Here is a 12598-nt window from a genome sequence, read left to right on the forward strand (position 1 = left end):
TAAGTTCTTCATCTGTTCGTTATTACGTCGACTAAAGTATAATTATATTTTAATATGAAAAACCATTTTTTAATATTTTTTAAGATAAATGTACTTTTTACGAATCTTTTTACATTTCAGTTCTTTGAGAATAAATTTTGCAGCGAAACTATTTCCCACAGGGCTGTTTTTAAATAATTAATAACCTACAGAAAAGCATGTCCTCTATAAACACTGAAAAAAGTAAAATTTCAGGGCTTTAAAGCGACAAATTTATGCGTACTTTTGATCTAAAGCTTCAAATATGTCGATTTCAGTAGAAAAAATATCAAAATTTTATGGAGAACAAAAAGCCCTGAACCAGGTTTCATTTTCTGTTGAAAAAGGAGAAATTGTGGGTTTTCTTGGCCCAAACGGTGCCGGAAAATCTACGCTCATGAAAATTCTGACTGGCTATCTTAAACCTTCTGAAGGTACAGCCAGCGTCAATGGTTTTGAAATCAAGCATCAATTACACGATTTACAAAAAAGTATTGGTTACCTGCCAGAACACAATCCTTTATATACTGAAATGTATGTACGGGAATATTTAGCATTTAATGCCAACATCTACGGAATCAAAAAAGATCGTATAGAAGAAGTAATTAAATTAACCAATCTCACTCCTGAAGCCAATAAAAAAATCGATCAGCTTTCTAAAGGGTATCGCCAGCGTGTTGGTTTGGCCGCAGCATTATTACATGATCCACAGGTATTAATCTTAGATGAACCTACTACGGGACTGGATCCCAATCAACTGGTAGAAATTCGGAGCCTTATTAAGAATATCGCCAAAAACAAGACAATTTTTCTTTCTACCCACATTATGCAGGAAGTGGAAGCACTTTGTGATCGCGTTATTATTATTAATCATGGAGAAATTATCACCAATCAAAAACTTGCCGATCTTCGGAAAGGCCAGGAACAAATTATTGAGGTTGAATTTGATTATCGCATCGAAATTGTTGCCCTTCAACAGCTACCTCATTTAAAAGAAATAAAAAATCCTGCTGGTTTTGCGTATGAACTCACCTTCAATACTACGGAAGATATGCGCCCCACTGTTTTTGATTTCGCGCATGATAACGGACTAAAAACCCTTCAACTGAATCAAAAAACAAAAAACCTGGAAAGTTTGTTTACTGAATTAACTAATATCCCCCCAAGCCCCCGAAGGGGAGTTTTATAGAGCGTAACTAAAATCGCTAGCGATTTATTTTTAAATTCCCCCTTCGGGGGTTAGGGGGATTCTATTTCTTTTCAGACAACTTTAAAATATCACCAAAAACACCACGAGCCGTTACCGCAGCACCGGCGCCGGCGCCCTGAATCACAATTGGGCGATCACCGTAAGATTCGGTATAGATTTCAAAAATCGAATCGGCTCCTTTTACCTGTCCCAGACTACTATCGTCGGGAACAGAAACCAAAGCAACTTCCAATTCACCTTTGTCCTGCTGTAAATCGCCAGATAAATCACCGATATATCGCAATACGTGATTTGGCTCTTGCTGCTCTTTTATTTTTTGATAAGTGGCATCTAATTCTTCTAATCTGGACACAAAAGTTTTTGCATCTCCGCCTCGCAAATCTTCAGGAACAAGATTCTTAATTTTAACGTCGCCAAATTCATTTTGAAGGTCCAATTCTCTTGCAAGAATCAATAATTTTCGACCTACATCATTTCCGTTTAAATCTTCACGGGGATCGGGCTCGGTAAATCCTTTGTCAATCGCCTCTTTTAAAACACTGCTAAATGTACGATCTTCCGCAGAAAAAGTATTGAATAAATAACTTAAAGTACCTGAAAACACCCCACGAATTCGGGTAATATTCTCTCCGGAAAGGTGTAAGATCCGAATCGTATCGATTAACGGTAATCCTGCACCTACATTGGTTTCATATAAATATTGTTTCTGATTTTTCTCTAAATTATCCCGCAATTCCTTATAAAAATCGAAACTTAAGGTATTTGCAATCTTATTGGAAGACACCAAATCGAAGCCATGCTCTACCAATGTATTATAATGCTGAACAAAAGCTTCGCTCGCCGTATTATCTACCGCGATCAGGTTTTCTAAATGGAATAATTTCGCGTATTTGATCACCTCATCGATCGAGGCTTCCTGTTGTGCTTCTTCTAACTGCGTTTTCCATTCTGAGCCAATGCCGGTAGCATGAAGCAATAATTTTCTGGAATTAGAAACCGCAAAAATATTCAGTTTTACTTTTTTACGCTCTTCAATGGTAGCAGCCGAATCCAAGATCTGATTGATCAAAGTTCCGCCAACCGTTCCGTGGCCAAAAATAGCGATATTAATCTTTTTACAAATCTCGAAGATCTCTCCGTGAATTACATTCAGCGCTTTGTTTAGCTGTGATTTTTTCACTACCAAACTCACGTTTTTCCCGGTTACCGTGTTATTAAAAAGCAACGGTACGATTTGGTTTCTAATCAGCGCATCGTACGGTTTATGGAACGTGCTTAGATCCTGCCCAACGATCGAGATTACTGAAACATCATCGACTACCGATATTTTATTTACATCTTTAGAATAAAAATCACTCTCAAACTCTCGTTCTAAAGCTTTTACCGCGCGAACGGCATTTTCAGCATCTACCACCAAACCAATTCCACGTTCCGAAGAGCCCTGCGAAATAATACTTACACTTATCTGGGCATCACCAAGCGCTCGGAAAATCCTGGCATCTACACCAGATTTTCCAAGTAAACCACGACCTTCTAAATTCAGCAAAGCCGTATGTTCTAAAACCGAAAGGGATTTCATTCCTTCTTTGTTCGGTTTTGCCGTGATCAAAGTTCCCTGATTGTCGTTATTAAAAGTATTCAGGATTCGAAGCGGAATATTCTTTTCAATTAACGGAATAATAGTTTTGGCGTGTAAAATCGTGGCTCCAAAATTTGCAAGCTCATTCGCTTCGTTATAAGAAAGCTGATCGATTCGTTGTGCACTCGGTACCAAATCTGGATTCGCCGTGTAAATTCCGTCGACGTGCGTATAATTTTGCAATTCTTCGGCATCCAGGTAATTCGCAATTAAGGAAGCGGTGTAATTACTTCCATTCCTACCTAAAGTAGTCGTTTCATTTTTAGCATTTGATCCAATAAAACCAGTGATAATATTCACCGTTTTTCCATTGAATTCTTCAAAATGTTTAACCACATTTTCTTTAGAAAGTGCATCTAAAGGCTGTGCATTGCCAAAAATATCATCGGTTTTAATTAACTGACGGGTATCGGTAAAATTGGCTTTATAACCGCGCTTTTTCAGGATTTGAGCAATCAATTTAGCCGACATTAATTCGCCCTGAGAAAGTAACTGATCTTTGATCTTCGCGCTGTAATCGCCCAGCAAACGAACACCTTCAAGTAGTTTTTCGATATTTTTAAATTCTTCGGAAAAATCTACAAAATCATATTCTGAGATCTGGTAGGCTTTAAACTTCTCGAAGGCCGAAGCAAAATCTTCATTTTCTGATGCTTTTTCCAATAAATTTTCAAGCTGATCTGTGGTTTTTCCTCGTGCTGAAACCACTACCGCAATACGTTCTTCATTTTTGATCTTTTCTTCAATAATTTCTAAAACCGTATTGATACCTTCTCCGTTGGCTAGAGATTTTCCGCCAAACTTTACTACTTTCATTTTATTTGCTTTTTGAAAAATGCCTGCAATTATATTTTCCAGTTGTTTAAATTCGATTAAAAATGCATCGTGACCGTGTAGCGAATGGATTTCGCCATACGTCACTTTATTGCTGCTTTGTGCCAGTTGTTTATAAGTCTCCCTGTTTTCTTCCGCAGTAAAAAAAAGATCTGAATCTACCCCGATAATGCAAATATTGGCATTAATACTTTCTAAAACCTTATCCAGCTCTGGCCTGCCACGAGAAACGTCGATTGTTTTTAAAAGCTGATTCATTAATTTATAAGCGCCTACCTGAAATCGCTCCTGAAGTTTTGCACCGTGATGCAGCAACCAGCTTTCTACATTAAAAACCTGAAGTTCTTCGTTTGTAGTTCGCTTAAAACGGGATTTAAAAGACTCTGGCGTACGATAACACAACATAGCATGCATACGCGCGTCGTGCACCGGATGTTTAGAATTATTTAAAAATAGCTCCTGGATCTGGCAATTAGCGATTAGCCAGTCGGTCGATTTCCAGTCGGTTGCCACGGTGATTAAATTATCGGTAATTTCCGGACTTAAGGCTGCCATTTCCCAGGCAATCCCTCCTCCTAGCGAACCACCAACCAATGCAAAAAGATGATCGATTTTTAACGAATTTAAGCCTAAAAGAAAGATCCTGGCGATATCTCTCGCGACAAAATCTTTATAGTTTTCGATTAAAATTCCGTCGTAACCATTCCCGGGGACATTAAAAGCAAGGATGGTATATTTATCGGTATCGATACATTTTTCTGGCCCTACAACATCTTTCCACCAACCGGTTTCTCCGGCAACTTCAGAATTTCCCGTAAGGGCGTGATTTATCATCACGATAGGCGCCGAATGTAATGGCTGACCAAACACATGATACGACAATGTGATATCCTGTGTTGCACCACTTAATGTGGTAAAATCCTGAAGCTGTAATTGTAATAAATCTTGTTTCAACTTTTCTCTTTTTAAACTTTTGAAAGCTTAAAACCGACTGAAATAGGCTAAAACCCTTTGATGGGTGCGCGCTTTGTTATGATCAAGAAAAGTTTGTGAGAATAATTCGATGAAGAATCTATCTGTTATCTATCCGGAAATCGGTAGAACGTAGCACCTTCTTTGTTGGCAAAGGGTTGCTAAGGCTTCAGCGGGTCTATTCCCTCGGCCTTTCTTGATAACAATCAGTAAGTTTCTGAACTTTGTGACCACAAATTACGGTAATAATTTGCGATCGACCAACATTTTTTTATAAATAGTAGTTAATAGTGAGAATTGAGTAATTAGATTTTTGCCTTTTGGCTCATATTTAATTTGAAATGAGCATGAGATGCTGAAACAAGTTCAGCATGACTTCAAATATTAAAATCAATTTTAGAGCAAATCTATTCTCTATATTCTTTTTTTCTCTACACTTTTCAATTCAAAATTCAGCATTTAAAATAATTAAGTTTTGATTCTTGATTCTCCAAAGCTAACAGCGAAGCGGTCTAAAGTCTAGGTTCTGGCAACACCTACTGATTTATTCTAATAATGGTGTCATTTCGAGCCTGCCTTGCCGGCAGGCAGGCGCAACGAAGTGAAGTCGAGAAATCTCTGGTTCAAACGAAAATAAAGATTTCTCCATTCCACTACGCGTCACTTGCCTGTTAGCGAAATTCAAGACAAATAAATATTCAGACTAATAAGAATTTAATCTACTTTCTTTTTATCATTGCCATAAAAAGAAACAAAAAGGTCTAGTCTTATTTTTGATATCTTGAAAAACTGCTGAAAAATTACACATGCGTTCTGCAACCGCTCCGCTAGGCAGAACTCCTCTGCCAGCCGCGCAATTCTTCATTGTTTTTACTACGATAACAAAAAGTAGGACGATATTAGATTAATTGTAACTTTTGGATAATAGTGATTCTTAGTTTCTTTCTTTTTGATTGCTTTGAAAAAGCTATTTTCAATTCAAAATTCAGCATTCAAAATTCAAAATAATTAAGTCCTGACTCTTGATTCTTAAAATCTAACAGCGAAACGGTTTAAAGTCCATGTTCTGGCAACACCTACTGATTTATTCTAATAATGGTGTCATTTCGAGCCTGCCTTGCCGGCAGGCGCAACGAAGTGAAGTCGAGAAATCTCTGGTTCAAACGAAAATAAAGATTTCTCCATTGCGCTGCGCTTCAGTCGAAATGACAAACGATAAAAAGCTTTGAATCTTCATTCAAAATAATTAAGTCCTGACTCTTGATTCTTGATTCTTAAAATCTCAAAGCGCAGCGATCTAAATTCTAACTACTAACAGCTTTAGCGGTCTAACTACTAAAACACCGCTTTAGCGATCTGCTTGATATTTGAACTTTTTCCCATCGAATAAAAATGCAATACCGGTACGCCGGCGGCTTTTAATTCTTTGGTTTGCTCGATTGCCCATTCGATTCCTACCTGGCGCACTTCCTTATTGTTTTTACAGGCTTCAACACTATCAATCAATGCCTGCGGAAGATCGATACTAAATACATGCGGTAATAATTGTAAATGCTTTTTCACTGCAATGGGTTTGATTCCCGGAATTATAGGCACATTAATCCCCATTTCTTTTGCTTTCTCTACAAACTCAAAATATGCCTGGTTATTAAAGAACATCTGGGTTACCACGTAATCGGCTCCGGCATCTACCTTTGCTTTTAGTTTTTTAAGATCGGTTTCTAAAGAAGGTGATTCTAAATGCTTTTCTGGATAACCTGCCACACCAATACAGAAATCAGGATGATTTTCAGAATCGATAACCTCATTCAGATATTTTCCTTTTGAAAGATCACGAATCTGGCCTACCAAATCATTCGCATAGCAATGCCCTCCTTTGGTGGGTTCAAAATAACGTTGATGTTTCATCGCGTCACCACGCAAGGCCATTACATTTTCGATGCCCAAATAATGGCAATCGACCAAAACATACTCGGTTTCCTCTTTGGTAAACCCGCCACACAACACATGCGGAATGGTATCGACATCATATTTTTGTTTAATTGCCGCACAAATTCCAACCGTTCCCGGGCGCATTCTGGTAATTTTACGTTCTAATAATCCATCTTCGCGTTTTATATAAATATGCTCTTCTCGCGAGGTGGTTACATCTATAAACGGCGGATTAAATTCCATTAAAGGATCGATATTATCGTATAATTCCTGAATATTTTTTCCCTTTTGTGGTGGAACGATTTCAAATGAAAAAAGCGTTTTCCCTTTTGCTCTTTCTATATGCTCGGTTACTTTCATTGTCTTAAGCTATTAGCTGTTAGCTAGTATCATTTTTAAGTTATTTCCGTCACACTGAACTTGTTTCAGGGTCTCATCAAATTTAACTTAACAGATGAGATTCCGGATCAAGCCCGCCTCGCCGGCTGGCAGGTCCGGAATGACAGTATTTTTCAGCAGATAATTCCAACTATTAATCTGCAATATTAGGATTCAGCCATTTTTCGGCTTTTTTATATTCTATTCCTTTGCGCTGGGCAAAATCTTTTACCTGATCTTCTTTTATCTTTCCTAGTCCGAAATACCTTGCTTCAGGATTGGCAAAATAATAGCCACTTACACTGGCTGCCGGCCACATGGCTAAACTTTCGGTAAGTTTTACACCTATGCGCTCTTCAACCTTCAGCAACTCCCAAATCGTAAGTTTTTCTAAATGATCGGGACAGGCCGGATATCCCGGTGCAGGACGAATTCCTTTATAATTTTCTTTAATCAGTTCTTCGTTACTTAAATTTTCTTCGGAAGCATATCCCCAATCTTCTTTTCTAATTTTTTCATGAAGATATTCAGCAAAAGCCTCCGCAAAACGATCGGCCAGGGCTTTGATCATAATTGAATTATAATCGTCGTGATTTTTCTCGAATTCTGTTGCTAATTCCTGCGTTCCAAATCCTGTAGTTACGCAAAAACAGCCCATATAATCTTTAATACCGCTATCTTTTGGCGCGATAAAATCAGATAAGGCGAAATTAGGCTTTCCGCCATGCTTTTTTAATTGCTGGCGCAGGGTTCTGAAAATAATCCTTTTTTCTTCGCAATCTTCTTCAAATTTCACCTCGATATCATCATCGTTGATGGTATTGGCTTCAAAAAGACCAAAAATCGCCTTCGCTTTTAATAGTTTTTCCTCTAAAATTCGCTTAAGCAATACCTGAGCATCGGCAAATAAAGATTTTGCCTGTTCGCCCACTACTTCATCTTCTAAAATCTTAGGATAACGACCATGAAGATCCCAACTTCTAAAAAACGGACTCCAATCGATATAATCTAAGAGTTTATCTAACTCGAAATCTTCTAAAACCTGAATCCCAAGCTTATTGGGCTTACTGATATTGGTTAAATTCCAGTCGATTTTGAAATTATTTTCCCGCGCTTCTTCAATAGAAAGAAAGCTCTTTACTTTGCTTCGCTTCCCAAAATTATTTCTAAAAACTTCATATTCAGATTTGAGGTTTTCGATATATGTTTTTCGGGTACGCTCATTCAATAAATCCCCAACAACCGTAACGGCTCGAGAGGCATCATTAACATGCGCTACGGCATGCATATATTGCGGATCGATCTTAACTGCAGTGTGTGCTTTAGACGTTGTTGCCCCACCAATTAATAAGGGTACCGAAAAGTTTTGCCGTTGCATTTCTTTAGCTAAAAAAACCATTTCATCTAAAGAAGGGGTGATTAATCCGCTTAATCCAATCGCATCTACATTTTCAGCTTTAGCAGTTTCAATAATTTTCTCGGGTGGCACCATTACGCCAAGATCTACGATCTCGTAATTATTACATCCTAAAACAACACTTACGATATTTTTACCAATATCGTGAACATCACCTTTTACAGTGGCCATCAACACTTTTCCGGCAGATTCCCGTTTACTGGATTTATCCTCTTCAATATATGGCAATAAATAAGCTACGGCTTTCTTCATCACCCGTGCCGATTTTACCACCTGCGGAAGAAACATTTTTCCGCTTCCAAAAAGATCTCCAACCACATTCATTCCCGTCATTAAATGCCCTTCAATCACATCGATAGGTTTTTCTGAAGTGATTCGTGCTTGCTCAACATCTTCAACTACATACGCATCAATACCTTTTACAAGCGCATGTGTAATACGACTTTGTAGTGATTCTTCCCGCCAGCTTAAATCAACTTTACTGGTTTTAGCCGATCCTTTTACGGTTTCCGCAAAATCCAATAAACGCTCGGTTGCATCGTCACGACGATCTAAAATTACATCTTCTACATGCTCTAAAAGATCCTTAGGAATTTCATCGTAAACCTCTAATAGAGCCGGATTCACAATTCCCATATTCATTCCGGCCTTAATGGCATAATACAGAAAAACCGAATGCATGGCTTCACGCACCGGATTATTCCCGCGGAAAGAAAAAGATACATTACTAACCCCGCCACTTACACTACAATGTGGTAAGTTTTCTTTTACCCAACGTGTAGCTTCGATAAAATCGATGGCATTTCTACGATGTTCGTCCATCCCGGTTCCTACCGGAAAAATATTTAAATCGAAAATGATATCTTCCGGTGAGAATTTTACTTTATCGACCAGGATATCGTAAGAGCGCTTCGCTATTTCGATTCGGCGTTTGTAATTATCGGCCTGCCCAACTTCATCAAAAGCCATTACGATTACAGCGGCACCATAACGCTTTATCTTTTTGGCGTGATCAATAAACTGCTCTTCGCCTTCTTTAAGCGAAATTGAGTTTACTACGCATTTCCCCTGCACTACCTGTAGACCAGCTTCGATAATTTCCCATTTAGAACTATCGATCATGATGGGAACACGGGCAATATCGGGTTCTGCAACAATAAGATTCAGGAATCTTACCATGGCTTCTTTACCATCGATTAACCCGTCATCCATATTGATATCGATAATCTGCGCACCTCCATCTACCTGATCGCGGGCAATATCGAGTGCTTCATCAAACTTTTCTTCTTTTACCAATCGAAGAAACTTTCGAGAACCTGCCACGTTGGTACGCTCTCCCACATTTACAAAATTACTTTCTGGAGTAATGATAAGCGGCTCCAGACCAGATAATTGTAAAGGGCGATACTCTTTTTTAGGTGAAGTATTATTTGCTAAATTACTGTCTAATCCTTCCATCTTAGGCCGAAGCTTTTTTATGTTGAAGACTTTTTATCGGTCGTGGTTTATATTCTTTTGCAATATCTGCAATTGCTTTGATGTGAGCTGGTGTCGTACCACAACATCCCCCGAGAATGTTCACCAGACTTTTATCCAAATATTCACGGGTTTGCTTTGCCATTTCCTCTGGGGATTCGTCATACTCTCCAAAGGCGTTTGGCAGCCCCGCGTTAGGATAGGCTGACACTCCGTATTGCGTTTTATAACTCAGCACTTCCAAATGTGGTGTTAACTGCTTTGCTCCTAGCGCACAATTAAATCCAATACTCATAAGTGGAATATGTGATACTGAAATTAAAAAAGCCTCCGCTGTTTGCCCGGATAAAGTTCTGCCTGAAGCATCTGTAATGGTACCGCTTACCATCACCGGAATATCCAGATCTAATTCTTCTTTAAGTTCGTCGATAGCGAAAAGTGCTGCTTTTGCATTTAAGGTATCAAAAACAGTTTCTACCAGAAGAATATCTACTCCGCCTTTAATCAAAGCTCTTGCTTGTTGTTTATACGCGATTCGAAGTTCATCAAACGAAATGGCCCGAAATCCCGGATCATTTACATCTGGAGACATACTCGCGGTTTTATTGGTAGGCCCCATCGCCCCGGCAACAAATTTAGGTTGATCGGGATTTGCTTCGGTTAATTCAGTAGCTACTTGTTTAGCGATTCTGGCTGATTCGTAATTTAATTCCTCAACCAGTTCTTCCATTTGATAATCTGCCATAGCTATGGTAGTACCAGAAAAAGTGTTGGTTTCTACAATATCGGCTCCTGCCTGAAAGTATTTCTTATGAATTGTGGCAATCGCCTCTGGTTGGGTAATTGAAAGCAGGTCGTTATTTCCTTTTACAGAAACTGGCCAGTCTTTAAAACGATCTCCACGGAAATCTTCTTCAGAAAATTTATATTCCTGAAGCATGGTTCCCATCGCCCCATCAAGTATTAATATTTTTTCAGCTAATAATTCTTCTAATTTCGACATGTTATGCTATTCTATTGGCTATCAAAAAAAGAAGATAAGGAAAGTCTGTTTGTTATCTATCTACGTAAAATACGCAGTAGAAGGTAGCACCTTCTCCCAATATCGTTTAGATAAGGAGGGTTGCTAAGGCTTCACAGGGTCTAATCCCTCAACCTTTCTTGATAACGCTAATAAATTTATGAACTGAGGCCGCTAATATACGGCGATCTATTATAATGACAAGAGAATGAGTAAAAATCTTAGTTTACTTCTTCTTTATTACTGAAAAAAAATTAATCAATTATTTCCTTAAAATAATTCTGTTCATTTTTTCCATTGATGAAAAAACGAACCAAAAAAATCTAGGCTTACGAATCTTGCTTGAAATTGTATGTTCGGAAGCTAAATTTTAGAAACTCGCTTCGCTCAAACAGCCTAAAATTTTTCACGCTTCGCTCACTTTCAATTTTACAAGCAATTTTCGATAGGCCACAAAAAAGATTCAAAATAAGAAATCGATTTTTAATTCAGTATAAGTCATCCTGAACTCGATTCAGGATCTCATCACATTTTCTGCTTTATGAGATTCCGTACCTCCCGATAGTTAGTTATCGGAACGGAATGACTGTAGTTGTTTAATTTCAATAAAAGGAAAATCAAGTTTTACTTTACCGGTTCTCCGTTTACGTTTACTTCGTAGGATATTTCCGCTGCTTTTTCTAACATTTTTGCGACAGAACAGTATTTGTCCATAGAAAGTTCTACTGCTCTTAATGCTTTTTGAGGAGCCAGATCGCCCTTCAGCATAAAGTTTAAATGGATTTTCTTAAAAACATTGGGGACAGCACCCTCTTCTCTAAAACCATCAACTTCTACCTGAAGATCTTCTAATTCTATTTTCTGTTTTTTTAAGATCATCACTACATCGATACTGCTACAACCTGCAATTCCACGCAGTAAAAGATCCATAGGACTACCTCCTTGCGGATTTTCTTCAGATTTATTATCTAAATGAACAATATCTCCACGTTCATTTTTGGTCTCAAAGTGATAGGCATCATTAAGCCTTTTTAGAAAGATTTTCATCTATTTTAATTTTGATTCAAATATACGAAACGTGAAATGATTCTTTTGTAACCTTTGCTACTTTGAAAGTATTTATAAAAAACGTCATTCCTGATTTATGAAATGACGTTTTTTATAATATAGGATTTAGATTTCTCCGCTACGCTACGCTTCGGTCGAAATGACATTAATATCACATTAACACCCTAACTTAGCATAAGACCATAAGAATGATGAGATCCTGAAACGATCCCGCCTGCCGGACGGGCAGGTTCAGCATGACGAAAAAATATTTAAAAATCAGTATTCAAAAAACACATCCTTTTTTCATCTCTTTTACGCTTGTCTCATTTCCAACCTGCCAGCCGCAGGCAAGTTTTACAAGCAATTTTCGATAGATCGGATTTTCAATCTACAATGATCAAAAAGAAATTATAAATTTTTAGCACTTATAAAAATTCAGTTGAAAAAAGCACATTTTCAAATTAACACATCATCAAATTGATTAAAGCTTTCAGATAAAAATCATTCAATATTCAAAATTTTAGATCTTGATGAACATCCCTAATTAGTGTTGACCGTTTTTAAATTTACATTTCATTATTAAAAATAGTGATTGATTGATTCTGAAAAGTACTTTTCAGAATCAATTTCTTTTCATAGGCTATCGGACTA

At 37.8% G+C, this 12598-nt stretch carries 6 protein-coding genes and 2 riboswitches; of the genes, 1 reads left to right on the forward strand and 5 read right to left on the reverse strand.

Annotated elements, in window-relative coordinates:
* The first annotated feature begins 283 nt into the window (after window positions 1-283).
* Window positions 284-1207: a gliding motility-associated ABC transporter ATP-binding subunit GldA gene (gldA, locus tag L1967_RS16570; protein ID WP_249602619.1), complete on the forward strand. Its 924-nt coding sequence runs from the start codon at window positions 284-286 to the stop codon at window positions 1205-1207.
* 61 nt (window positions 1208-1268) lie between these two features.
* On the opposite strand, the gene thrA is transcribed toward gldA, so the two are convergent.
* From thrA to L1967_RS16595, 5 genes are all read right to left on the reverse strand, one after another.
* The gene (gene thrA / locus L1967_RS16575; protein WP_420856424.1) at window positions 1269-4655 is read right to left on the reverse strand and encodes a bifunctional aspartate kinase/homoserine dehydrogenase I; all 3387 of its coding nucleotides are present in this window, start codon (window positions 4653-4655) and stop codon (window positions 1269-1271) included.
* A gap of 122 nt (window positions 4656-4777) precedes the next feature.
* A riboswitch (SAM riboswitch) is annotated at window positions 4778-4879 on the reverse strand.
* A gap of 1129 nt (window positions 4880-6008) precedes the next feature.
* Window positions 6009-6965 carry a methylenetetrahydrofolate reductase [NAD(P)H] gene (gene metF, locus L1967_RS16580; protein ID WP_249602620.1) on the reverse strand — a complete coding sequence of 319 codons (957 nt, stop codon included), beginning with the start codon at window positions 6963-6965 and terminating at the stop codon, window positions 6009-6011.
* 172 nt (window positions 6966-7137) lie between these two features.
* Window positions 7138-9858 carry a methionine synthase gene (gene metH, locus L1967_RS16585; protein ID WP_249602621.1) on the reverse strand — a complete coding sequence of 907 codons (2721 nt, stop codon included), beginning with the start codon at window positions 9856-9858 and terminating at the stop codon, window positions 7138-7140.
* Window position 9859: 1 nt separating this feature from the next.
* On the reverse strand, window positions 9860-10879 hold the full coding sequence (locus tag L1967_RS16590) for a homocysteine S-methyltransferase family protein (protein WP_249602622.1): 1020 nt from the start codon (window positions 10877-10879) through the stop codon (window positions 9860-9862).
* 49 nt (window positions 10880-10928) lie between these two features.
* Window positions 10929-11047: riboswitch (SAM riboswitch) on the reverse strand.
* Window positions 11048-11521: 474 nt separating this feature from the next.
* Window positions 11522-11944 (reverse strand): OsmC family protein, encoded by a 423-nt coding sequence (locus L1967_RS16595; RefSeq protein WP_249602623.1) that lies wholly within the window; start codon window positions 11942-11944, stop codon window positions 11522-11524.
* Window positions 11945-12598 lie beyond the last annotated feature (654 nt).

Origin of the sequence: Zunongwangia pacifica (assembly GCF_023499215.1) — a bacterium.
Lineage (GTDB): Bacteria > Bacteroidota > Bacteroidia > Flavobacteriales > Flavobacteriaceae > Zunongwangia > Zunongwangia pacifica.